16 protein-coding genes are annotated in these 23686 nt (G+C 52.4%); 8 read left to right on the top strand and 8 right to left on the bottom strand.

From position 1 onward, the window contains the following. Positions 1 to 181: 181 nt before the first annotated feature. Positions 182 to 1054, top strand: coding sequence for a 1-acyl-sn-glycerol-3-phosphate acyltransferase (locus K7G70_RS11390; RefSeq protein ID WP_223788774.1), 873 nt, complete (start codon positions 182 to 184; stop codon positions 1052 to 1054). Between the two features lie 123 nt (positions 1055 to 1177). Here K7G70_RS11390 and K7G70_RS11385 read toward each other — a convergent pair whose 3' ends face one another. Continuing rightward, positions 1178 to 2365, bottom strand: coding sequence for a hypothetical protein (locus tag K7G70_RS11385; protein ID WP_223788773.1), 1188 nt, complete (start codon positions 2363 to 2365; stop codon positions 1178 to 1180). 354 nt (positions 2366 to 2719) lie between these two features. Here K7G70_RS11385 and K7G70_RS11380 point away from each other — a divergent pair, with 354 nt between their 5' ends. Beyond that, complete coding sequence (locus K7G70_RS11380; protein WP_223788772.1) at positions 2720 to 3607, top strand: hypothetical protein; 888 nt, start codon at positions 2720 to 2722, stop codon at positions 3605 to 3607. A gap of 103 nt (positions 3608 to 3710) precedes the next feature. Next, the gene (locus K7G70_RS11375) at positions 3711 to 5093 is read left to right on the top strand and encodes a right-handed parallel beta-helix repeat-containing protein (RefSeq protein WP_223788771.1); all 1383 of its coding nucleotides are present in this window, start codon (positions 3711 to 3713) and stop codon (positions 5091 to 5093) included. 234 nt (positions 5094 to 5327) lie between these two features. Here the strand turns inward: K7G70_RS11375 and K7G70_RS11370 are convergent, their stop codons facing one another. Together K7G70_RS11370 and K7G70_RS11365 are read right to left on the bottom strand one after the other, a co-directional pair. Beyond that, a complete protein-coding gene (locus tag K7G70_RS11370; protein ID WP_223788770.1) occupies positions 5328 to 8045 on the bottom strand; it encodes a G8 domain-containing protein in 2718 nt (905 codons plus the stop codon). A gap of 231 nt (positions 8046 to 8276) precedes the next feature. After that, a complete protein-coding gene (locus tag K7G70_RS11365; RefSeq protein WP_223788769.1) occupies positions 8277 to 9074 on the bottom strand; it encodes a LytR/AlgR family response regulator transcription factor in 798 nt (265 codons plus the stop codon). Positions 9075 to 9178: 104 nt separating this feature from the next. Here K7G70_RS11365 and K7G70_RS11360 point away from each other — a divergent pair, with 104 nt between their 5' ends. Continuing rightward, complete coding sequence (locus K7G70_RS11360) at positions 9179 to 10531, top strand: alpha/beta fold hydrolase (protein WP_223788768.1); 1353 nt, start codon at positions 9179 to 9181, stop codon at positions 10529 to 10531. A gap of 329 nt (positions 10532 to 10860) precedes the next feature. On the opposite strand, the gene K7G70_RS11355 is transcribed toward K7G70_RS11360, so the two are convergent. Both K7G70_RS11355 and K7G70_RS11350 read right to left on the bottom strand, forming a co-directional pair. Beyond that, complete coding sequence (locus K7G70_RS11355) at positions 10861 to 11160, bottom strand: hypothetical protein (protein ID WP_223788767.1); 300 nt, start codon at positions 11158 to 11160, stop codon at positions 10861 to 10863. Between the two features lie 174 nt (positions 11161 to 11334). After that, positions 11335 to 11547, bottom strand: coding sequence for a hypothetical protein (locus tag K7G70_RS11350; protein ID WP_223788766.1), 213 nt, complete (start codon positions 11545 to 11547; stop codon positions 11335 to 11337). Positions 11548 to 11927: 380 nt separating this feature from the next. On the opposite strand from K7G70_RS11350, the gene K7G70_RS11345 reads away from it, so the two are divergent. The 3 genes from K7G70_RS11345 to K7G70_RS11335 all read left to right on the top strand — a co-directional run bounded on the left by K7G70_RS11345 (position 11928) and on the right by K7G70_RS11335 (position 19309). Beyond that, the gene (locus tag K7G70_RS11345) at positions 11928 to 13376 is read left to right on the top strand and encodes a hypothetical protein (RefSeq protein WP_223788765.1); all 1449 of its coding nucleotides are present in this window, start codon (positions 11928 to 11930) and stop codon (positions 13374 to 13376) included. Positions 13377 to 13507: 131 nt separating this feature from the next. Then, a complete protein-coding gene (locus K7G70_RS11340) occupies positions 13508 to 14320 on the top strand; it encodes a crotonase/enoyl-CoA hydratase family protein (RefSeq protein WP_223788764.1) in 813 nt (270 codons plus the stop codon). A 387-nt stretch (positions 14321 to 14707) separates the two neighbouring features. Then, the gene (locus K7G70_RS11335) at positions 14708 to 19309 is read left to right on the top strand and encodes an EAL domain-containing protein (RefSeq protein ID WP_223788763.1); all 4602 of its coding nucleotides are present in this window, start codon (positions 14708 to 14710) and stop codon (positions 19307 to 19309) included. 22 nt (positions 19310 to 19331) lie between these two features. Here K7G70_RS11335 and K7G70_RS11330 read toward each other — a convergent pair whose 3' ends face one another. Both K7G70_RS11330 and K7G70_RS11325 read right to left on the bottom strand, forming a co-directional pair. After that, positions 19332 to 20228, bottom strand: coding sequence for a hypothetical protein (locus K7G70_RS11330; RefSeq protein ID WP_223788762.1), 897 nt, complete (start codon positions 20226 to 20228; stop codon positions 19332 to 19334). A 4-nt stretch (positions 20229 to 20232) separates the two neighbouring features. Beyond that, a complete protein-coding gene (locus tag K7G70_RS11325; protein ID WP_223788761.1) occupies positions 20233 to 21387 on the bottom strand; it encodes a hypothetical protein in 1155 nt (384 codons plus the stop codon). A gap of 143 nt (positions 21388 to 21530) precedes the next feature. On the opposite strand from K7G70_RS11325, the gene K7G70_RS11320 reads away from it, so the two are divergent. Continuing rightward, complete coding sequence (locus tag K7G70_RS11320; RefSeq protein WP_223788760.1) at positions 21531 to 23216, top strand: right-handed parallel beta-helix repeat-containing protein; 1686 nt, start codon at positions 21531 to 21533, stop codon at positions 23214 to 23216. 13 nt (positions 23217 to 23229) lie between these two features. Here the strand turns inward: K7G70_RS11320 and K7G70_RS11315 are convergent, their stop codons facing one another. Then, complete coding sequence (locus K7G70_RS11315; RefSeq protein WP_223788759.1) at positions 23230 to 23577, bottom strand: hypothetical protein; 348 nt, start codon at positions 23575 to 23577, stop codon at positions 23230 to 23232. Between the last annotated feature and the right edge of the window lie 109 nt (positions 23578 to 23686).

Below are 23686 nucleotides of genomic sequence, written 5' to 3'. Positions count from 1 at the left end.
CCTACATCCTTGTGGGAGAGGAATCTCGTAACTTTTGTGAGATCCCTCCACTCGTTTCACTCGGTGGGGATGACATCAGGTTTTGTGGGGCATGAACTCAGGCAATCTTGGCACACTTTTTCACTTTTATTGGTCTTGGGTGACCATATAATGGATGACAGAACTTATACCGCAGTTTGACATGAACAAACCATCGTTGGAAATCCGCGACCACACCATTTTTGATGGGGTGATCGGCAAGTACTTTTTGAAAGGCATTTTTTGGGTCTGGTTTAAGCTGGCCGGTTGGAAAGCCATTGGGGCCAATCAAACCGGGGCCGGCATCACCATTGCCGCACCACACACCTCGAATTGGGATGTGGTGTATGCCATGGGTGCGGCGATTTTATTGGACATCAAGATTTATTTTTCGATCAAGGACAGCTGGTGTCGCAAACCAGTGATAGGCCGCATCATGATGTGGCTGGGTGCCATCCCAATCTCCCGTGAGGGCGGCAAACAAGGCCAAATCGCCAAGATCACCCGCTTTGTGGATCGCCACAAGGACCAACGCATTTTCTTTTTGTTCACCGCCGAAGGGACCCGTGGCAAAGTCGACCAATGGAAAACCGGGTTTTATCACCTGGCCAAAGGCACCGGCCTGCCGATCTTTTTGGCCAAAGTGGATTTCCGCACCAAAGAATCGGGGGTGTTTCACAGCTACCAATTAACCGATGATCAAGCTGACGACATCCGCGCCATTCAGGAGTCCTACAAAAAGATCCAAGGCAAATACCCTGAATTACAGTATCCAGAATACACCGGTCCCTTGCCCGAACTGACGGAGTTCGATGCCCGCATTTTGCACACCGTGTATGTGGCCAAGGGCCTGGTTTCCCGGCTCGACATCGCCGCCCGCCTCAAGGCCCAACAGCTGTCCACCACCCTGCTGGATTATTTGGTGGCCAAAGGCGTGCTGGAAAAAACCGCCGACCCTGAACCACAGTACCAGCTGACCTTTGCCGGCAAAGGTTGTTTGTTGCACCTGTTCCCGGTTCTGCCCAAGGCTGCTTAATCCAACCGCTTGCGGCATCAAGCACTCTCTTACAGCATCAACCACTGACCCGTGAATTGACTTCGTCTGCAGTCGAGGCTCCAGGGGAGAATGTTCTGGCAATGGGTGCTGGGTGGGATTGGATCAAAAATCTTTTTTGATCAGCCATTTTTGGATGATGTGGTCATCGTCTCCATAATGCAGCAGGTAATCGTCGTTATTCATGCGACTGATGTCGTGGCAGCGGTCCAGTTTTGACTCATTGATGACTTCCAGTTCCAGCAATTGCTTGGTCAGTGCTTGTGTGGCTACGGCAAAGGCTTGTGCCTCACCGTTGGCTTCCAAGTGGTGGAAAAATTGGTCGAAGTAAATTGGAAAGAACATGGTAGAAACCGTTGATACACTGGAAAAAACACACCGCATTGAGCGTTCGTTTTTGGCTTTGGTGAAGACAGTCTCGGTGAGGGTGGGATCGTTGTTGTTGGCCAGGATTTTGAGTTTAATACCATACCCAATTTGTTGCATGTCAATGGTATCAGATGCACCGATCATAGTGTCGGCGAAGGCCAGGCAGGACTCTTCATACAAAACGCTGGCACAGGTATCGAACAACGGCCTGAGAGCAGGCAAATTGTAATTACTGAACAGGTAATTCCAGGCTGTGGCATTGACTTGGTTGTGGTGGGCATTTTGTTCAAACAAAGACTCGAGCTGACTTGGGTACTTGTGCTCACGAATCAAAGCATCAATTTGTTCTGCCAAAGCCGCCTCATCCCTGGATTCGATGGGGTTGTTGCGGATGAAATCATCCACCAATGGTTTGATGGTTGCGATGCCATTGCCATAATACTTTTTGGCAAATTGACTGTTGGCCATGGCCTCAACCGCTGCGGTCAGTTGTTGTTCATCGTTGGCCAGCAAGGCTTGGCTGAAGTTGGGCATGTGGCTGAAGAAGTTTTGCGGATCGGCTGTGGCCAAAGGCTGGATCAAATCATGCCGGTCACAGGAAGCTTTGAGATTATTGAACCAGCATGTTTGGTAGAGTTTATGCAGTTCTTGTTTGGTCAGGGTGTTTTTTTTGTCCAAGATGGCATCCAGGGCCTGCATGAATGGCGGACTTGGGGGGTTTTGGTAGCCGACTTTAGCAGCCTGGCTTTCAATGGCAGCCAACTGAACCACGACGTCATCCTGCTTCAGTAAGTGCAAATCCAGCTTTAACATCCAGGCTTGATATGCCTTGAAGTCCTGCGGTAAATCGTCAAAAGTATTGGTTTCAGTTCCAATTGCGGGGATGGCCAAACTCAAGGCCCATAACAAAATGATCCTTTTCATGAATTCAATGTTATCACAAACAGGTACATCTGAGTCTGTGCCAAGGGTCATTTTATGGGTGTGTATCAATTCAACCCCATTGGTCATCGTGACCATCACTGTGCTCAGTCGGTATGACGTCGTTCTGGACTGATTGATTGACATGGGCCCCTGTTTTGACTGGGGCAGGCTAAGCTGGGTGCCTGTGTTGCGTAGTGGGATTGGGCGGCTCGATACTTGGTAATTGGTTATAATGGACCTCATCAATGGATACAATCAATGCGATGGATGCTTTGGACAGTTTGAATCAATTTTCTGGTCGATTTATTTTTGGGCGACTTATTTCTGGGCGATTAGATGCGCTGGGGGTTGCATATGATTCTTAATGGCCTTGCTCGACCTTTGGGGGTCTTGATCCTGGTGTTGTTGGGTTTGGTGCTGGGCTTTGGATTGGTGCGGGCTGCTTTGATTCAGTGGGTTGAGTTTCCTTGGTATGATTTTGATTGGGTGTTTATTGTGATCATGCCGCTTCTTTTGGCGTGGCTGGTTCGGGCTGCCTTGAGTCGGCGGTTGTTGATCAGGTATCCATTCAATCCAGAACAGTTTGATGATTTGAAGTTTGCGGTGTTGTTGTTCATGGGTGTGGGTCAGGTGTTCAGCCAGTTCATATTGGGTGATTTGTTGATGAACCACCAACAGGCGGTTGAGCATCCGGCCGATGTGCGCAAGCACCTGGGTTCACGGACTTTTTTGATTGATCAGCGCCAGTTCAAGATCAAGAAATATGACTTCGGTTGGTACTTTGAGAAAAAAGTCAATTTGCACAGAGCCCGCGGTGGTGGCATGTCAGGCACCACTTTCCGCGGATTTTTGGTGTATGAAGTGTTGGGCACCAGCCGCACGGTTTGGTGGGGCAGAAGTTTCAGTCAGCGCCACCGCGGCACCTACAGAGATCCCAATGATGAATTGTTCCTGGCCTTCCAAGATGAGGTGCTGGATCAAGCCCATCGCATGACCGATCCAAACACTCGGCACTTCAAAACCGCCAGTTATGCCGTGAACAAAAGCGAGCTGGTCAAGGCAGTGAAAACCCAACATCCCGAGTTGGGCATTCAAGATGTGACCATCCTCTTGAATTCTGGCCCAGAGGTCTTCACCACCGCACACAAGCTGTTATTGACTTTGGTCATTTGGGGCTTGATGGTCGTGGTGTTTGCTGGCTATGTGGTGACCAAGAGGGTCTATTTATTGGACAGTGACTGAGGCCTGTTGGTGGCCATTGAATGCTTTGTTTGATGTGGGTCACAGAATGCTTGGACCTGATTTTGGATACTGAGGGTTCGCTTTAAATTGGGCAGATGAGTTAATGATAAAGAAACTATTGAAATTGTTGAAGACCATGTCATTGGGCCTGTTGGCCTGGTTGGACGCTGCGGGTGCTGAGCCATGGGTGGTTTATGGTGACATGGTGCACAGGTCCGATTTTGAAGCGGTGCATTGTGGGGCCAAAGATGATTGTTTTTATGCCGCACCCGGGGCCTCAACAACTGCCAGTTGTACCCACGGCGATCCTTGTGCTTTGCGCACAGCGCAGGCGCTGTTGGGTGGCGGTGATGTGCTGTATTTGTTGGCTGGCACTTACAATGACAGTTTTCTGTTCACCGAGGGAGCTTATGGCGATTATGAAATGATCATGGCGTTCGGCCGAACCCATGTCTTTCAAACCCCACAACCAGGTCCATGGAACCGGGTCACCATCACCGCCTATCCCGGCGCCTCGGTGGTCATTGATGGACAGTATGATTTGAACAACAACATCGGCGCCCAGTGTTTTTATGTGGACCAGGGTTTTGTGACGATCCGGGGGCTAACCTTTCAGGATTGCAAAACTGGGGTGAACGTGGGTGAAAACCGCATCACCGAGGATGTGGTGGCGGTGTTGGTCGAAGACAACCACTTCACAGGCAACCATTTCGTCAATGACAACGGCGGCAACGTCACGGTGTTCCGCCATGCGGTGGATGCGGTGGTGCAAAACAATTGGCTCGATGGCCCGGGGGCCCAAGTCGGCTCCATGAATTCGGCCGGGATTTACTACACCCATGACCGCCACATTCGCATACTGAACAATGAAATTTCCAACCACCGCACCGGCATCCATTACAAACACGACCATTTTCCATCGATCGGTGACACCGGCTCGGTGATTGCCAACAATTACATCCGTGATGTGTCGATTGCGGCGCGCCTGAACACCCGCCACACCTGGATTCACAACAACATCAGCACCGCCACGGCTGGTTCGTTTTCCTTGAATCACTGCTCTGGGGTGACTGGTGAAGGTGGGGATTACAACGTGCTGACCAACAACTATTTCCATGCTTTGGGATTCAACGGCTGTTCCGATGGCACCACCGACCAAGGGGCTTTTCAAAACACCTTGGCCAACAACCTCATCGTCAGCCGCTTTTTCTTGCACCCGTGGGAGGCCACACCGCACGAAACCACCATGGATCACAACCTGTATGTGGCCGACATTTTTGAGCACAACCAGGCCTATGCCCTGCCCCAATGGCAAAGTCACCATGGCCAGGACGCCGCCTCACTCAGTGGTTCACCCACGTTCACCGATCCTGCCTTGATCGAAATCGCCGATTACCGCTTGCTGCCCGGCTCGTTGGGCTACCAAGCCGGCAACGACGGCCGCGACATGGGCCCCGATGTGACGCTGGTGGGTTTGAGGGATTGACGGGCCTCATTGGCGTGGCTCTGCACTGCACCGAACTATCACTGGCCTTGTCATACCGACCGAACACAGTGAGTGGGCCGCTACCGCATCCTGCTAACGCGGCAAACCTACTTCCATGTAGGCGAGGAATCTCGTTATTGTCATGAGATCCCTCCACGCTTTTCACTTGGTCGGGATGACTGATACAGGGCAGATCATTTGTCGACGACTGCAGTCGTCACTTCAGTCAGGATTTCAGTCGTCGGCCCAAATGCGCAGGTGGTATTGGTTGTACAGGGTGCTGTCGGAAAAGGGTTCGCCGTCGGGTGGTTCCCATTGTTCCAGGTTGGCGTAATTGACTTTAACCCAAACCACGTTGTTGGCGTGGTCTTGCCAGAAAGCTTCGCCGGCTGAATCGATCACCGCCTGGCGTGAATTCAAGGCCAGGTAGTCGTGTTTGTTGGCCCAACTGCCGGCGCCGGCATGGGCATCGGTGATGTAGTGGTTGTAGGGATGGGTTGAAGCGAACACCTGGGCGGTTAAGCTGCCATCGAAGGTGATGCCCAACACCAGGAAATCATTGGCGGCGTGCATGTTGGACAAGGACATCGCCACATCCACCGGCAAGGTCGACAAGGAGGGGAAGTCGACCCGGAACAAGCCATTGGCGCGGGCTGCGAAATGGCGCATGTGGGCCAATTGGTCACCGACGTTGGCCGCGTCCACCTGCCAGTTCCCCACCACCACATTCGGATTGGCTTCATCCAGGCGGTCGATGTCGATTTCCATCAGGTCGTCCCACGGCAAATTCACTTGATCAATGATGAATTGATCCACCCCGAAATACTCACCATCACAGCTGGCGGCGTTTTGACTGGCTGGCATGATGGTGGCACAGGTCGCCCCATGGGTGAAAAAGGTTTGGTCATAAACACTGTAATTGCCGGCGGTGCCCCACATGCCATGCGGGTCCCACAACGCACCGGCAAACACATAATGGGTGTAGCCTTGGGCGAAATTAAAGGCGATGTTTTCATCCACCGCGGCATCACTGCGGTAACCCGGGTGCGAGTTGACCAGCAGGTTGTTGTCATTGCGGACTTGCCCTTTGTCGACCGGTCGGATGTAGTAGTCATCGGTGGCGAAGGCGCCGCTGGTCTGGCCTTCGGCGAAGGGAAAATTAACAATGATGTTTTCCCGCATGTCGAAAGCGCTGTGGTAAGTGGCCAAGGCCGTCGGTGGTCCCATCCAGGGGTGGGGCCGCGGTGAAAAATCATTCAAACTGCTGCCCACCAACAAGGAACGGGTGATCAAGCCTTCGGCGCCAGAGCCAGAAAAGTACTTGCCAGCGCTGTCGGCCGAGACAAACTCTTCAAAGGTGGGCCAGATGACCCGGTCCCAGAAGTTGCCGTTGCCGTTTTTGTACAGGGTCCAGCCACGGATGGTGAAGCGTTGCAAGAAGTCAAATGTTGGCTGGCCATCGGCGGTGGAGCCGTATTGCAAGGCCGCGACATTACCGAGGTCATCGATTTCCACGTTGTCGAACATCACCCCACGGAATTGATTGGAATGCAAGGTGTTGTCATCGAACACTCCGAATTCCATGCGGTATGGAAAGATGGGCACATTGGGGTTGATCCCCAAGGGGCCAGCGGGAAACGCCATCCACAGGCCAAATCCTTCGGCATCGGCCACGTGGTTGTGGGTCACGGTGTTGTCTGGATTGGTGGCCCAGATGCCACTGGAGCCGGTGATGATGCCAGCCTGGACATTGATGTCGTGCAGTTTTAAGGCGTTTTCGGGCACTGGGAACCGCACGTGCATCACCAGGTTCCTGGTGACCAGGTTGCGGCGTTCGACCGCGTCCTCAAAAAAGATGGCGTGGCCCAAAACATTGAAACACACGTTGTTGGACACCTCAACGCCATTGGTGCCATGAATGGTGACGCAGCGGTTGGATGATTCATGGATGCTGCTGTTGCGCAGGTAATGACCCGCTGCATCGCCAATCTCGGTGCCATCAGGCAGATAACTCAAGACATGCCAGTGCACCGGGTACCGGCCCAGACGACCGGCCTGCCCCACCCGGCGAAACTCAACCCCATCCACCTGGAACATGGAATCCAAGGACATGATCATGACGTGGGCCCCAAGGCCATCGTTTTGCCAGGCCGGGTCATCCGGCGCCTGGATCACGATGTTGCGGGTTAAATGACCCACTTCGGCCCGCTCATCCAGGGCCAGCGGCGTGTTGCCATCGGTGGCCGGCGGCGTCACCAGGGTGCTGTCATCCAAACTCATGCCACTGGGACTGGCGTATTGCATCAGCCCCCAACGAAAATCAGCCACCGGAGAGGTCAGTTGGACGTTTTGACCATTGACTTGATCAATGACCATCAGTTCGGTTTCACTGACGCCGTAAAAATCAGTCGGGGCGATGGCGATTTGATCACCGACTTGCCAGCCGCTGCTGTCCAGCACCGATATGGTCGAGTCGTTGGCTTGGATGTGTTGGTTGATTTGGGTCCAAGTGCTGGCCGGTGACGCCCCATGCAAACGCAATTGGCCTCCCATCACCATCAAGCCCCGGGTGGTGGGGTTACTGCCTGGGTCATCACCGGTCAAGGTGATGATGGCTTGGTGTTGGTGCGGTTGGCCCGGGTGGCCGATGTCCAGGGCACCATGCAGCATGATCCAGTCACTGGTCAATGACAAATCTTGAGGCGCAAACCGCAAGCTGCCATGAATGGTCAAGCTCGACAAGGCGGCGGTGTCGATGTCCAGCAACACATTCATGTCGGCGTCAATCACCACATCGTCATCGGCCCCCGGCACCGCACCACCCCAAGTGTTCGGATCCGACCACAGTTGAAACGGCTCAAAGCCATTACCAAAGATCAATTCTGCATGGGCTTGTTGCGGCAGTGCAATCAAGCCCACCAGCAACACCATTAACCCCTTTGTGCTGTTCATTGTTCACCTCTACAGGGCGTTAGATCACCCTTTTATTTGTTTCATCTTATTAATCATTCGTCAAAACCGGGGAATTTTTTCACATATTCTGTCAATCACCCTGAATTTTGAGAACTGGGTCATGTGCAGACCGTTTGCAGCGTGGACCCCTGTTTTCACAGGGGCATGCTTAGTTGGGTGTCTGGGGTGTTGGTTGAGGGCGGTATAGAAAACTGGTTTTGTTGAAGTTGATCATTGCAGTTTCAAATCCGCATCTTCGATGTCCTTGCCACGGGGGATGGTTTTGTTGCCTATTTGCAGGTCTTCGTTGTTGTAGGACTTGAGGTGTTGTTTGTTGATGATGTGGGATTTATGCACCCGCAGGAATTGTTCTGGCAGCTGCTGCATCAAGTTCTTCAGGGTGGTATAGCTGGTCAACTCGCTGCCGTCGAGCAAATGAATGGTGACGTAATTACCCAAGCCTTGGATGTGGCTGATGTCATCAGGGTGGATCAGGTGCATGCGGCGGTCGGACTTGAGTTCGATCAACGACACGGGCTCGGCCACACCCTGCTGTTTCAATTCCTGGTAGAGACCATAGAATTTGATGGTCATGGCCAGCATCACGGTGGTGTTGATCAACAACATGGAGCGAAAGATGGCTTGGGGGTTGAACAAAGCGGTTTGGCTGATGGCCAGGAACTCCTCATAGAAAAAATAGATCGACAGGCGTTGAAACAGCCCACAAATCAACAAGATACCGGCCAAACTCAATAAAAATGCGAGCAATTTCGCCGTCAACAAAAAGCGCGGCATGGCCCAATAAATCACCAGGTATGTCGCGGCCATGCGCATCGGCAGCAGAATGAACTCCAAATAAAACGAGCCATACAAACCATAGCGACCTGACCAAATCAGGGAAAAGCTGATGTAATAGGCCAGCCAAAAAGCCACGTGGGTCACGATCCGGGAATTGAACAGGTAGTAATTCGAGTAGGTTCGTTTTAAATCCAGCCTGAACAGTGATTTAAACAGTGATTGGGTCATCATGCATCAGCCGTGGTTGACATCGTGGGTGGTGGATTTCGTCATAATTCGGGTTTTTCGCCTCACAGGCGCTTTAGTATAGCCCACTTTCAACCCGAGATGACGCCATGAAATTCAGACCCCATTGTTTATCCATTTCCAGCCCTTTTGAGCGCACTTCGTTGCCATTATTGACCTGTCTGCTGATGCTGCTGATCAGCGGCCTGGCCTGGGCCGAAGACCTGCCCCGCCGGGCCCAATGGGAAGCCCGCTTCCAATTCCCTGAGAGCCAAACCGCCGGGGTCATCGTCCGCAGTCTGGCAGCAGATTCACCTTTGGCCCAAGCCGGTTTACAAGTCGGCGACCACATCGTGGCGGTCAATGGCCAACCAATCCTGCGCCCAGAAGCCTGGTCCGATGTGACCGATGCCCTGGTGGCGAAACAGCGGTATGCATTGACCTACAAGCGCGGCCAACAAAGCGAACAGGTGACGGTGCGCTTCAAAGCCCAGCCGAAAGAGGTGCATGAAGGCATCGACACCATCTATGACCACATCACCAGCGATTACGGCATTCGCCAACGGGTGATCATCACCAAACCCAAAGGGGTGATCGGACGCCAGCCAGCCATACTGCTGTTGCAAGGTTTGAGCTGTTCCAGCATCGAGATCAATGCCGACCGCTTGAATTCTTGGACCCGCTTGATTCGGGAACTGGTGACCCGCAGCAACAAAGTGCTGCTCAGGGTAGAAAAGCCCGGGCTGGGTGATTCCGAAGGCAACTGTTCAGAAACCGACTTCAACACCGAATTGAATGGATACCACACCGCCGCTGCATACCTCAAGTCCCTGCCCTACGTCGATCCAGAGCGGATCGTGGTTTATGGCAATTCCATGGGCTCGGCCCTGGCCCCGCATTTTGCCAACCGCTTTGGATTCGCTGCGGTGGTGTCCGATGGTACCTATGTGAAAACCTGGTATGAGCACATGTTGGAAATCGAGCGCCGCATCCTCGCCTTCAAGGGCCACAGCCAAAGCGAAATCACCCAGAAAATGAATCAGGTCTTTATTCCGCTGTACCACGGCATGTTGATCGGTCGTCAAAGTTATCAGCAGGTGATCGACGCCTATCCTGCAATTGCTGCAGACAATTACCACGCCCCTGCCCACATGTACGGCCGCCCCATGGCTTTTTATCAACAGCTGCAACAATTCGATGTGGCCGGTGCCTGGGCCCAACTGCAAGTCCCCGCCCGCATCCGCTGGGGCACCCACGATTGGATCATGAGTGAAGCCGACAACGACCTGATCATCGAGATCCTGCAAGCCGCCGGACACCAAGACCACGTGCTGTACAAACACCCCGGTCTCGACCATTGGCAAACCATCCACGAATCACCCAAAAACTCCTTCAACGGCAAACCGGGCGAATCCGACCCCGCCGTCAGTGGCGTGATTTTGGATTGGTTGGCGGAATTTTAAACGCAATGGTTTGCTTAACATGTAATTGTCATACCGACCGAACGCAGTGAGTGGAAGTATCTCGTGAACTTTGCGAGATCCCTCGCCTACATGGATGTAGGTGCTTGAGTCGAGACGGGATCAGAGACCGGAGCCTACATGGATGTAGGTGTGCCGCGTGAGCAGGATGCGGTAGCGGCCCACTCGTTTCTCTCGGTCGGGATGACAGTGATTTTTTTAATTTTGATACAGCGATTGAAGTTGTCGCTCACGGGGTAAGACCTCTTGCTGGTGTCCAAGCCTCGCACCGCCACATCCTTGTGGGGCTTTGGAGGTCTGGTGCGATGGAGTCATCCATCCAACTGGATGTTGAAGTTGATGAACAGGTATTCGGGCGGGTTGCGGCTGAAGGTGATTTGGCTGTCCTGACGAACCAGTTGGGAGGCTTTGACTTTTTGAATCAGGTCCGTGTCTTTGCGGCCTTTGAGGTCTTTTTTCAAAAACACGATGCTTTCGCCGCGGATGCCATCGTATTGCCAGGTTTGGTAACAGGCGGGGATGTCGTCAAACACCCCGGCTTGTTGGAACAAAATGGTGGCGGCGGGGTCGTTGGGTATGGTGTTCAAATCGGGTTTCGTGTTGGGTTTCATGGTGTGCTCCAGGCTTCAATTGATGGGTTGACCCTGAAACAGTCCATCCCGGGCTGCTTCAAGATCGGGCTCGAACGTGGGGTTGCCCTTGGGCATACCTGTGGGACCTCCGAGCACTCAAACGGACCTGTCGGTCCCCCATGGCGCATCCATACACCAGGGTGTGGAGTCGGTTCAGAGGCTGACCAGTTGGACCTCAAGGTCATCATGGTCTGTATCCGCCTGAATGCGTTGGCCGTTGACGCCGATGTCGGCAAAACACAGGCCTGAGACCATGGCCAAATTGATCGCCAGTTGGGTGTTGCTGTGTGGTTGATGCGCCCCGTTGGCAATTTTCAGATAGTCAGCCGTGGCCTCGGGGCTCAGTTTGATCACAAGTTGTTGCATGGTTTTCTCCGCTGATTTCGTTGATGGGGTCATGATCTCATCAGCGATTCGCAAAACTTGAGAATGGGTAAAAAAATATTTCACCGTTCAATGCAATTGCACTTTTCCAAAACACCATTCTCATACAACCAACACTTTGACCACTGTTGTGCAAAGCCAATGGGTGCCAAGCGTCCTCTCCTCCTGCCAGTCACTTCGATCAGCCCACTGATCTTGGTACGATGTGTTACATAGGGTGGCTGAGCCTGTCGAAGCCCAACTTCCCTTTCTCCAATCAGACACTTCGACCAGCTCAGTGAACTGGGCAAGATCTGAAACATTTTGCGACCCTATTCGTGTTACTGTCGTCTACTCAATAAAACCCAAACAAGGAGCCTCACATGAAACACCTTTCACTCGGACTGTCACTGTTGCTGTACACCTCTTGGGTCATGGCCTCTCACACCATTGAATACCGGGTCTCACCCGTGGGAAATTTGGTTTATCAATTGGATTGCAAGGCGCAGGTGGCGCGTTTTCGCTGCAGCCAAAGTGACTTTCAGGCTTTGTGGCAGGGTGAGATCCAAGCCGATGAGGCCGATGCGGCGATGTTGCAACAGTGGCAAGTGCTGCGCAGCCAATTGGATGAAACCATCGAGTTGGAGGAGCAGCCAGCGGTGGCGATGGTCACCAGCCCCAATTTTCCCATCAATGCCGCACAGGTGTTGAATGTGTTGGAGAAGGTGCGGATCATGGCGTTCGAAGCGCCCACATTGACTGAATATCAACGCCTTTCCGGGCTGCTGTTGTCCCCCAGCCATGTGCAAGCAGAACAAGCCATCTTGCAACACTTTTGGCCGCGCTTTGCGTCTTGGTTCAACCAACAACAAGCGGGACTGCAAAGCTTCGTTACCGAGGCCGAAACCTTGTCCGAGCAGGTGCAGCTGGATCAGTTGCTCAGCGCCATGCGCACTTTTTACCGCGCTCAATTGCCCTCTGAGTTGGTGTTGCCGGTGCATCTGATCGCCCACCCCCAGGTCCAGGCGCCGACCTCGGGTTTGGTTTTCGGGCAACACAGCCTGATCGAGGTGTTGCAAGGTGAAAAAGCCGCCCAGCGGTTGGCGGTGGTGGTGCATGAAATTGCCCATTTTTACCATGAACGGGCCACACTCGACCATCACCTGAAAACCATGAACCATTTCAGCCAAGCCGAATCGCCCACCGGATTGGTGGGTTATTACCTGTTCAATGAGGCAATGGCTTCGGCCATCGGCAACGGCTACTTGGAGCAGCGCTTGAGCAGCCCAGAATATTTCGCCAAATACCTGGCTTACCCGCTGTCTTTTTATGCCAACGCAGGCATCGACACCGCCAGCAAAGCCGCGTTGGACTTGGTCACCGAATACCTCAAGCAAAACCGCGCGGTGGATACCGAGTTTTTGCAACGTTTGGATGCCATTTGGGGGACGTCATTGAAGGACCTCAGGGACAGCCCCAGTGAGCGCTTGCGGCATGTCGGCATGGTGATCCTGGGCGATGACCAGGATGCCTTGATCAATGAGCTGTTCGGTATGATCCGACCCTCTTCGGCCCACATCAACCACGGCAGCGATGTGCAAGATCCAGATTTTGTATTGCACCGCTATGCACGGATGGACGCGGTCATCGTCGCCGAGTCATGGGACCAGGTGACCAAGTTAAACTTGCCTGGCTTGCCCACCACACCACCGCATGAGGAAGCGGTGGTGGTCAAAACTCCGGCGGGTGCGGTGCGGGTGATCTTGGTCAGTCCCAACCAGGATGCCGTGATCAGCATGCTGCAAACGATCTTGGCACAGCCGCATTTTTAGCTTTTCATCCACTGGATTTGAATGACCTCAGACAGGAAACTCGAAATTTTTCGATATTGATGGCGAGGTGTGGACACCTTCTGCCACTTTGGTTAAAGTTACTGTGACCCAGCAGCAGAAACCATCACCCAATGAACAAACCCAAGAGAGTTGAAGTCGAGATCAAACACAGTGTGGCCTATGTGACCCTGGCCCGCCCCAAAAAGCACAATGCCCTGGACATGCCGATGTTCGAAGCGATTGTGAATGCGGCCAAAGCCTTGCGCCGCAATCGGGGCATTCGGGCGGTGATTGTCTCTGGCGAAGGTCCGGACTTTTGCACCGGTTTGGATGTGAAATCGATGATGCAATCGGCCAAAAGCCCCTTGAAACTGCTGTTCAAACTCAACCCTTGGCGTTCCAACACCGCACAAAAGGTGTCCACCCATTGGCAAAAAGTCGGGGCTCCGGTGATCACCGTGATCCACGGCCGCTGTTGGGGTGGTGGTTTGCACATTGCCTTGGGAGCCGACATCCGCATCGCCACCCCCGATGCCTCCTTGTCGATCATGGAAGGCCGTTGGGGCATGATTCCGGACATGGGCGGCTTGTTGGCCTTGCGCCAGCACTGTCGCATGGACGTGGCCAAAGAATTGACCATGACCGCGCGGGTGATCGATGCCCAAACAGCCCAAACAGCCGGTTTGGTGACCCACATCAGTGACGACCCCATGGCCCAGGCCGAAGCCTTGGCCAATGAATTGGTGGCCCAATCGCCCGACTCACTGGCGGCGGTGAAAAAACTCTACAACAAAAGTTGGTTTGGCGGCCGTGGCTCGGTGCTGATGCGTGAAACCTGGTATCAACTGCGGGTGCTGTTTGGCAAAAACCGCGCCATCAAAACTCACAACCAAACCCATGATGCCGAGCAACACAAACATTTCAAACCACGCAAAAAGTGGTGAGCCCAAACCCACGCGATAAAGCAACCAACCCTTGATCAAAACCGAAGTAACATGATCTAACCCTGATTTTGATCACGGAGCGATGCTTTGGATCATTTCTCGCCAGAATTTTTCTGCTGAGCTGAATCCTGGTATTGTGGACCAATTGAGACAATTGGGTGACCTTGGTGACCTGATTGACCTCAAACCACCCAACAACCGCTCAAAAACCGGCTGTTTTGCCTGTAGACAGCCCCATAATGCCTTGATTTCCATCTGTTTTTGCCGCAATATGAATGGGTGGTGAAGGCGTGTGTGAAGCAAAAAGGTTCGTTTCTTTTTGTCTGGAAAGTGATTCAGGCAATCGGTCTGAAACGGCCGGCAATTGGGCTTTGCTTGTTGTCAGGAATGAGCCAATTCTCGCTGGCCACCCAATACCAGCCCATTCCCGGTGCTGAAAACCTGACCACCAGTTATGTCAACCACATCATCCAACGCGATGATGGCTTCATCTGGATGGCCACCACCGATGGCATCAGCCGCTATGATGGCAAAAACTTCATCAACCACGAAGTCATTCGGGACAACCCCGCCAGTCTGCCCAATCCATGGGTCAGTTATTTGTTGGAAGATCACCAGCAGCGCTTGTGGGCAGCCACGGCTGGGGGTTTGACCCGGTTAGCGGTCAATGGCATTGGCTTTGAAACTTACATCAATTCTCCCAGTGACCCACATAGCTTGTCTGGTAACAACGTCTTGCACCTGTTTGAAGATGCCCAACAGCGCCTGTGGATCGCAACCGAGCGGGGCTTGAGCCAGTACCTGCCAGCCAGCAATGGGTTTCACAATCACCACATCACCCAAACCCCCATGGTGTCCGAAAAAAACCACATCAATGTCGTTGGTCAACGGGATGCCAACACGCTGTGGGTTGGCAACGAAGACGGTTTACACTTGTTTGACATTCCCACGGGTGAGTTCACCCCGTTTGTCATCAACCACCCGCAGGCCGAAGAATTGGAGGTGTATGACCTGGCTACTGACCAACAAGGCGGACTGTGGGTGGTCACGGCATATCACGGGGCTTTTTATTGGGATCCGATAAGCGAAGCAATCACCCTCCACCGCCATGATCCCAACAACCCGAACAGCCTCAGCAGCGACGAATTGTGGAGCCTGATGATCGATGTTGAACAACAAGTTTGGATCACCACCTGGGGCGAAGGCATCAATCAAATCACCACCGATGGTCAGGTCATCAGACACCAACACATCCGCGGCAATGACCACAGCATTCCGAGTAACATGACTACAGACGTTTTTCAGGACCAAACGGGCCTGATTTGGGTGGCCACCGCCCATGGTGTGGTGATGCACCAGCCACACAACCCATTCAACATCCTGCGCCCCATTGCCGGCCAAACCCAATCACTCAGCAGTGACATGGTGTGGTCTTTCCTGGAAACCCATGAAGCGATTTGGATCGGCACCTCAGAAGGCCTCAACCGCCTGGACAAATCTGACCAGTCCATCCAACCCTTGTTTGCCGGTCTGGAACGACAAGCCAATGACCATGTCTCGGTGTGGGTCATGCGCGAAGCCAATGAACAGCTCATGTGGTTGGGCACTGACGGCGGACCGGCCCTGTTCAATACCGAAGACCACAGCTTGCGATATGCCCACAGTTTGGTCACCACAGACGAGGCACTCAAAAAGCAATTGCAGCAACCGGTGTGGTACCTCAGCAACAGCCAATCAGGACATGTGTGGGTGGGCACCAACGGTTCTTCCTTGTATGCCTTGAACGAACAATTGGAGGTGGTGACCGATCACACACCCTTGATCAAAGCCACTCTGGCACAGTATGACAACATCGAGTTCACCCACATCCTGGAAGATGGCGACAATTTATGGCTTGGCACCACCCGTGGCTTGTTTTTCTTTGACACCGCACAAAAACGCATTGAACTGGCCCGCAGCCTGACCGGAGCACCGATGTTTGATCAGGATTGGATCTATTCGGTGGAACAGTTTTGGCAGAATCAATACTGGGTTTCCAGTCAATTTGGCGGGCTGAGCCTGATTCAGATCAATGCCGATGGCTCCATTGAGAAACTGCTGCAATTTGACCAAAACCACCCGAACATCAGCGATCGCAGCATCCATGTGATTTTGGTGGTGAATGAACACGAGGTCTGGTTCACTGGCAAACGCAACCTGTACCATTTGGATTATGACTCCAAGAAAATCACCAACTATGGCAGCAGTTACTTTGATCCCAACATCGCGTTTCATGAAAACTCACAATTCATTGCCAGCAATGGCCGGATGTACATGGGCAGTAACCGCGGCGCCATTGAATTTGACTTGTCCAAGCTCAACCCCAACAATCAGCCTTTGCCGTTGTATTTCACCGGCATCAACAGCGACAGTACCTTCATCGCCAATCGACTCAATCCAGATCCCCCGGCCATCCCCCAACAAAACACCCAGTTGTTGACTTTGGAACAGCCGATCCATCGGCTGCAAGCATTCACCTTTCCGCATTCTGATCGCATCTTTTCCTTTCAATTTGCCGCTTTGGATTACCTCAATGCTGCCCATTTGCATTATGCCTACCGCATACCTGAATTGAATGACCAGTGGATTGATTTGCGCAACAACAATGAATTGACCTTGACCAATTTGGCGCCTGGCAATTACCAATTACAAGTCAAGGCCACCAACGCCGGCCTGCAATGGGGAGAAGAACTGGCGGCATTGCAGTTTGAAGTGCGGCCCAAACCTTGGCTGACTTGGTGGGCCAAATTACTCTATGCCACGGCCATACTGGGCATCGGCTTAACCATTTTTCGCTTGTACCAGACCCGGCTGCTGACCCAGTATGCCTTGGCCCATCGCGAGACCCAATTGTCACAAGCCATCTGGGGCAGTGGCGATGAGTTGTGGGAATGGGACATCAAACAGCAAACCATCACCCGCATGAACAGTGCCGAATTGGATGACCACAGAACCCGGTCTTTTTCCGGCTCTTTTGCCGACAACACCCTGAACATCCATGAGGATGATTTGGACAACTTACAGCGCAAAATCAACGACATCCTGGAAGGCAAAACCGACGAGTTTGATGCCATTTACCGGCAACAAAAGAAATCGGGTGAATGGGTTTGGCTTCAAGATCGGGCCAAAGTCACGGCCAAAAACGATGCCGGTCTGCCCCGGGTGATCAACGGCATCAGCCGCAACATCAGTTCGATCAAAGAAAACGAAGAGCGCAGTTTGTTGATCACTTCTGCCTTTCAAAGCAGCTCGGACGGGGCCATCGTGCTGGATGCGGATTTCAAAATCATCTCGATCAATGCCGCCTTCACTGCCATCACCGGTTTCGATGAGCGCCTGCTCAACAAATACATGCCGTGGCGCAATGGCCCCTTATCGACGTCCGACATGCCATCCAGCGAACTGTTTCAAATGATTGCTGATGTGGTGCTCAAAGGCGGTTCTTACCATGGTGAAGTGATGATGGACACCGCAGATGGCCACCAAATTCCGGTCGATTTGCGGGTTAATTGCATCTACAACGAAAAGAAAATACCCAGCCATTACATCGCCACCCTGACCGACATCACGTACCGCAAAAACACCGAAGAAGAATTGAAACAATTGGCCAACTACGACGCCCTGACCGGCCTGCCCAATCGCTCATGGATGATGATCCGTTTGCAGCAATTTCTACAACGGGCCCAACACAATGACAGCCACATGGCGGTGATGTTTGTGGACCTGGACCATTTCAAAAACATCAACGACAGCCTGGGTCACAGCATCGGTGATGAATTGTTGGTGGCGGCGGCCAAACGATTGGAACAGTGTGTCCGCAAATCTGACATGGTGGCCCGCATTGGCGGGGATGAATTCACCATTGGCATCATCGATTATGCCAGCATCAGCGATGTGATCAGGGTGGCCGAGAAGGTGTTGAAGAAAATGAGCAAACCGTTTCAATTGACCAATCATGAGTTGATCATCACCCCCAGCATTGGCATCGCCACATACAACCAGGATAACACCGATGTCGAGACTTTGTTGATGCAAGCCGACACCGCCATGTACCACGCCAAGGAATCTGGTCGCAACAACTTCCAATTTTTCACCGAGTTCATGAATGAAGCCGTGTTGAACCGGGTGGATGTGGAAATGCGTTTGCGAAAAGCATTGAAAAACAAAGAGTTGGTGCTGCATTTTCAACCCAAATTCAACGTCAAATCCGGACGCCTGGCTGGCTTTGAGGCCTTGATCCGATGGCAGAGTGAAAACAATGACCTGATTCCGCCGGATGACTTCATCCCGATTGCCGAAGAAACCGGCTTGATTGCTTCCATCGGTAAATTCGTGCTGGATCGCGCTTGTCGCCAACTCAGTCTGTGGCACCAACAGGGCCACACCGACATCCACATCGCCATCAACCTTTCCGCCGTGCAATTCATGGATAAAAACCTGGTTAAGCTGATCAGCAACAAACTGCGGAAGTATGACTTGAAAGCCGAGTCCCTGGAGTTGGAAATCACCGAAAGCACTTTGATCGACAATTTCCAATACACCATCAAAACCCTCAATGAACTGAGGGATCTGGGCGTGAAACTGTCGTTGGACGATTTTGGCACCGGTTTTTCATCGCTGAACTACCTGAAACAGTTCCCCATCCATGCCTTGAAGATTGATCGCACCTTCATTCAAGACATCGAAACCGATCACCACGATGCCAGCATGGTGCAATCGATCATCACCCTGGCGCACAATTTATCCATTGAGGTGGTGGCTGAAGGGGTTGAGACCATGGGCCAACTGGAGTTGTTGAAATCCTATCAAATCGAAGAAATCCAGGGTTTTTTGTTGAGCAAACCCGATGACGCCCGGGGTGCCACCGCGTTTTTGACCAGTGGCCAAACCATCACCAGCATCATCAATGACCCAGGCATCAACCAACTGAATGCCGGTTCATCCAGTTGATCAAAGACAGTTGGTCATGGATTCACTGACCATCACTGACCTGGTTCCGACCGAGGATGCGAATCTGGCCTTGGGGATTGATGATTCTGACTTGCACGGCATCACTCCAAGGCCAACGGTTGTATTCCATCAGGTACACATGACCTTGGTGCTGCTTGATGCCGGTGGCAGACCAAGACCAGTCCGACTCGGCCAAGACTGACAGCTTTTGTCCATCGTAGGTGAGGAATTCCCGGCCCTCATAATGGGCCAAATAAAGTTGTTTGGCAGTCCCCACATCCAAGCCCAAGATGGCAGAAAAAGCATCGGCGCTGTAGGGCAATCCATCCACTGCTCCCAACACGGTGTTGACTTGCAGTTGTTGATCCAAACTTCTGATTTGGCCGCCACTGCTGATATATGTGACACCACCTTGCACCACCCAATCGGCAAACACGCCCCATTGGGCTTGGGGCAGAAGGGCATCGACCTGCCCCATCGGCTGTTGATACAGTTCTGTTGATGTGTTGGCATCAGATTCATGCACAAAGGCGGTGTACTGTTGGTGCAAATCCGAATGTGGCATCAAATACCGATCGCCCACAGGCACCCCCAAGACCCGCACCGCGTCAGCGGCACTGATTGTGGTTTGTTTGCCTTGCGCATCAGCCCGCCAAAAACTGCGGCGAAATTGTTGTTTGGCGGCATCGTACCACTCATGACTGCCATACAACTGCCCCTCGGTGGTCAATTGCAAATCATGGCTGTGGACATTGGCCACATGGATGCGGCTTTGGCCATCGGCATCAATGCGCCACACATGCACCAAATCGGTGAAATACACCGTTCCGGTTTCACTGACTTCAAGACCCCAACCGGGGTGAGCCAGGCTTTGGGTAGAAGCCAATAAAAACATCAAAAACAAGGATCTGATGTGCATAGGATTAAGGTTTTCTTTCGACATAAGCCAACTCACAACTGACCGGATCAACCAAGTCGGTCACACCTTGCTCTCGAAGGGTGTCATGATACAGCACCGCCATTTTCTCCAGACGCTCAAATTCGCTGTTGGCATTTAACATGATGTGGGTTGATGCGTCGGAGTAAAAAATGCTTTCATTCAGCAAATGGTGATTCGCCACCAAACATTGTAGACGATCACTGAGGGCTTTGCTGTTGGCTTTTGAGGTGGCTTCGGCTTTCTCATCGCCCAACATTTGGTGGACTTTGGATTGTAAGCCATGACCCAGTAGCTTGGCCAAAGAGCTGTCGCTGTTTTCGATCATGATTTGCCCAATGGTCAGACAGACATCCGCCCGTTTGGGTGAGTATTCACAGGCCTCAAACAAGGGCGCATATGCCTGAAGGAACAAGAATTTCATCATGTCTGCTTGCAGCAGAAAATGATTGCGAGCCAAATCATCGATTGACGCATCGGGTTCTGGCGAAAAATTTTGTACCAACACGTCCCGGGCTTGATCAGACAGCGGCTGCGAACGCAGATAAGTTTCAATGGCGTCGGTTAACTGCAGTGGCAACGGATGAAACATGCGGTGTTGATCGGTTTGACCCATGCGTTGCAAGATGGCACCGGCCCATTCAAGGTCCTGTTGTGCCACCGCCATTTCCAGGTCGCTTAAATAAACCACCATGTTGTTCGGTTGTCGAATTTGCGTGGCTTCATTGATGGTGGTGAGGGAACAGCTCAGTTCGGCATCGTCACACACATATTGGGCCAGCAGCAAACTGTCCAGCGAAGCATTGGGATCATGCAGCAAATCAGTAATCACCGCTGACAGTTCTTGCTTGGATATCAACGGTTCTGCCAAATTGCTGTACATGGTGTCATCGTTGTGGAAATGCATTTGACCAGCGCCCAGCATTTTGATGTTGCTGTCTTCATGTTGCATCAGGTGCTGAGACAATTCAATGAACCAGCAGTCAGCTGCGGTTAGTTCACGGGCATGGTTCCATTCCTCGACAAGCGCTTCGTCTTCGACATAAGCAGCGGCGTCCTGTTCATTCACCGCATCACAGGTTTCCATAGACCAGAGTGGAAGGGACAACAACATCAGGGGGATACATTTCAATATGTTCATGAGAGTTCCTTTCAAAATCATTACCTTAGCACATTCATGTATTCTATCATGTGCCAAAATTCACAGATACTGACTCGGTACAACTTCTGTATTATTGATCGGAATCACAGTCCCAAAGCCTGGATCTGAGGCATACTGGGGTCATGAACAGCAAAATTTCAATAATGGTTGCTTGGTTGCTCAGTTCGTGGGGGTTGCAGGCGCAAACCACGCCGGGCACCTTGACCACGTATGCCACCATTCACTCCATTGGGGTGGAATGGAACATCAGCGGCGACGGCAACCACAACGCCACCTGCCTGGTTGAATACCGGGTCAGTGGCAACGCCTTATGGCGCGATGCCCAGCCCTTGTTTCGGGTCGATTTTGAAGGCTACGACATGCTGGCAGGCAGCGTCTTGTTTTTGGTCCCTGACACCGAATATGAGCTGCGCTTGACCTTATCTGATGTGGACGGTGGCAACAGCACCCAAACCCGCTTGGTGCGCACCCAAAAAATACCGACCTTTCCGACCTTGGGCCAAACTTATCACGTGATACCCGGCAATGGCGGTGGCAGCGGCACCGCAGGCAACCCATTTCAAGGCGTGGCCGCAGCCCAGGTCGTGGCCCAGCCCGGTGACACGTTTTTGTTGCATGCCGGTGACTATGGCACCGGCGGTCAGGTCAACTTCACCGCCTCGGGCGCCATCGACAACCACATCCTGTGGCGTGATGCCGGTGACGGACCGGTGACTTTCAACCAAGTGCGAATTGAAGCCAATTACATCTGGCTGCATGGATTGAATTTCATCTACAACGCACAAAATGGCCAATACGGTTTACGCACGTCACCACCGGCCCCACAAAACATCGTGCTGACCCGCAACCATTTTGAAAATTGTCACTATTGCATCTTTCTGAATGACGGCGGTGATGATTGGTACATTGCCGACAACACCATCATCGGTGACCGGGACATCAGTGCCGGTTCAGACTTTGCCGGTGAAGGCATTGAATTGCAACACACCTCAGGCCATACCGTGGCTTACAATCGGATCTCAGATGTGGCCGATGGCATTTCCTACCCACACCGCAATGTCGACATCTTTGGCAATGACATCCTCGACACCACCGACGACGGTATAGAGGGAGATTACGGTCACAGCAATGTGCGCATCTGGCGCAACCGCATTTCCAATGTACACAACAATGGCATCAGCTTTCAGCCGATGGATGGGGCGCCTTGGTATGTGCTGTACAACCAAGTGGCGGCGCCCAATGAAGACGCCCTCAAGTTGCGCTCCCGCAGTGATCGGGTGCTGCTGGCCCACAACACGTTGGTGGCCTGGAATGGACCGGTTTCTTCAGGATCGGATTTGTTGCGCAATTTCAAATCCCGCAACAACCTGTGGATTTCCATCGAAGACCGTTATGTGTGGGAAAACGGTGGCGATGGCAGCAACAATTGGAAAACCGATTTGGATTATGATGGTTTTGATTGGGGTAACTACCCCTATGCCTTCAAATGGGGCGACATCAGATTGGTCGACATCCCGGCGTTTCAAGCCATGACCGGTCAAGAAATGAACGCCGTGGACATAGACCACCTCAGTTGTTTCAATCAATTCAACATCCCCAACCCACCCCCGGCGCCCATGGTTTTACAACACTTGACTTTGGATCCCGCGTGTCCTGCAGTCAATGCCGGACAACACTTGGCCAACATCAATGAAATCCATCAGGGCAGTGCACCAGACTTGGGCGCATTGGAAGTGGGTCAAGGTACCCCACATTACGGACCCAGGCCCTTGTTGGCTGATTTGATTTACGCCGATGATTTCGAGTGAATGGGCTGGCTGCTCAATGCAGACTGTGGGCTTGTGGTTCCAGGGCGTCCAATTGTTTGGGGGCAAACACCGACATCAATTTTTGGCCGGTGAAGCGGCCGCCATTCATGTGATAGTCGTTGTCGCGCAACAGGCGATTCAAAGCCGAGACGAAATAGGCTTTGTCATGGTCGATGGTGAAATCGATGTAATCACCACAGTGGTTGACCTCTTGGTGATCCAGCCAAATGGCAATTTTGTGGTCATATGACTCGATCAAACAACGCCCTTTGTAACAGCGAATCACATGATCGGCTGAGATCTTCACTTGTGAAATACGGTGCTGTTTCTTGTTGAATGGGTACATGTTTGTCAGTTTCAATTTCGCCAGTTGATGCTTCCATTATTATTGAACCCTGTGAATCAAATGTGAAATGGTGCACATTTTTTCCGTCCACAATAAGCAGACCGCACTCGGCTTAAATTCTGAC

The sequence above is a fragment of the Marinicella meishanensis genome (assembly GCF_019931145.1).
Lineage (GTDB): Bacteria > Pseudomonadota > Gammaproteobacteria > Xanthomonadales > Marinicellaceae > Marinicella > Marinicella meishanensis.
Note: the sequence above shows the minus strand (reverse complement) of the source record. Positions and strands in the feature narration are given on the sequence as shown.

Coding starts and splice junctions, on each gene's coding strand:
- K7G70_RS11370 (WP_223788770.1), bottom strand. CDS start 8,045: ATGAACAGCACAAAGGGGTTAATGGTGTTGCTGGTGGGCTTGATTGCA.
- K7G70_RS11335 (WP_223788763.1), top strand. CDS start 14,708: ATGAGCCAATTCTCGCTGGCCACCCAATACCAGCCCATTCCCGGTGCT.
- K7G70_RS11390 (WP_223788774.1), top strand. CDS start 182: ATGAACAAACCATCGTTGGAAATCCGCGACCACACCATTTTTGATGGG.
- K7G70_RS11345 (WP_223788765.1), top strand. CDS start 11,928: ATGAAACACCTTTCACTCGGACTGTCACTGTTGCTGTACACCTCTTGG.
- K7G70_RS11340 (WP_223788764.1), top strand. CDS start 13,508: ATGAACAAACCCAAGAGAGTTGAAGTCGAGATCAAACACAGTGTGGCC.
- K7G70_RS11360 (WP_223788768.1), top strand. CDS start 9,179: ATGAAATTCAGACCCCATTGTTTATCCATTTCCAGCCCTTTTGAGCGC.
- K7G70_RS11380 (WP_223788772.1), top strand. CDS start 2,720: ATGATTCTTAATGGCCTTGCTCGACCTTTGGGGGTCTTGATCCTGGTG.
- K7G70_RS11350 (WP_223788766.1), bottom strand. CDS start 11,547: ATGCAACAACTTGTGATCAAACTGAGCCCCGAGGCCACGGCTGACTAT.
- K7G70_RS11375 (WP_223788771.1), top strand. CDS start 3,711: ATGATAAAGAAACTATTGAAATTGTTGAAGACCATGTCATTGGGCCTG.
- K7G70_RS11330 (WP_223788762.1), bottom strand. CDS start 20,228: ATGCACATCAGATCCTTGTTTTTGATGTTTTTATTGGCTTCTACCCAA.
- K7G70_RS11325 (WP_223788761.1), bottom strand. CDS start 21,387: ATGAACATATTGAAATGTATCCCCCTGATGTTGTTGTCCCTTCCACTC.
- K7G70_RS11365 (WP_223788769.1), bottom strand. CDS start 9,074: ATGATGACCCAATCACTGTTTAAATCACTGTTCAGGCTGGATTTAAAA.
- K7G70_RS11320 (WP_223788760.1), top strand. CDS start 21,531: ATGAACAGCAAAATTTCAATAATGGTTGCTTGGTTGCTCAGTTCGTGG.
- K7G70_RS11355 (WP_223788767.1), bottom strand. CDS start 11,160: ATGAAACCCAACACGAAACCCGATTTGAACACCATACCCAACGACCCC.
- K7G70_RS11385 (WP_223788773.1), bottom strand. CDS start 2,365: ATGAAAAGGATCATTTTGTTATGGGCCTTGAGTTTGGCCATCCCCGCA.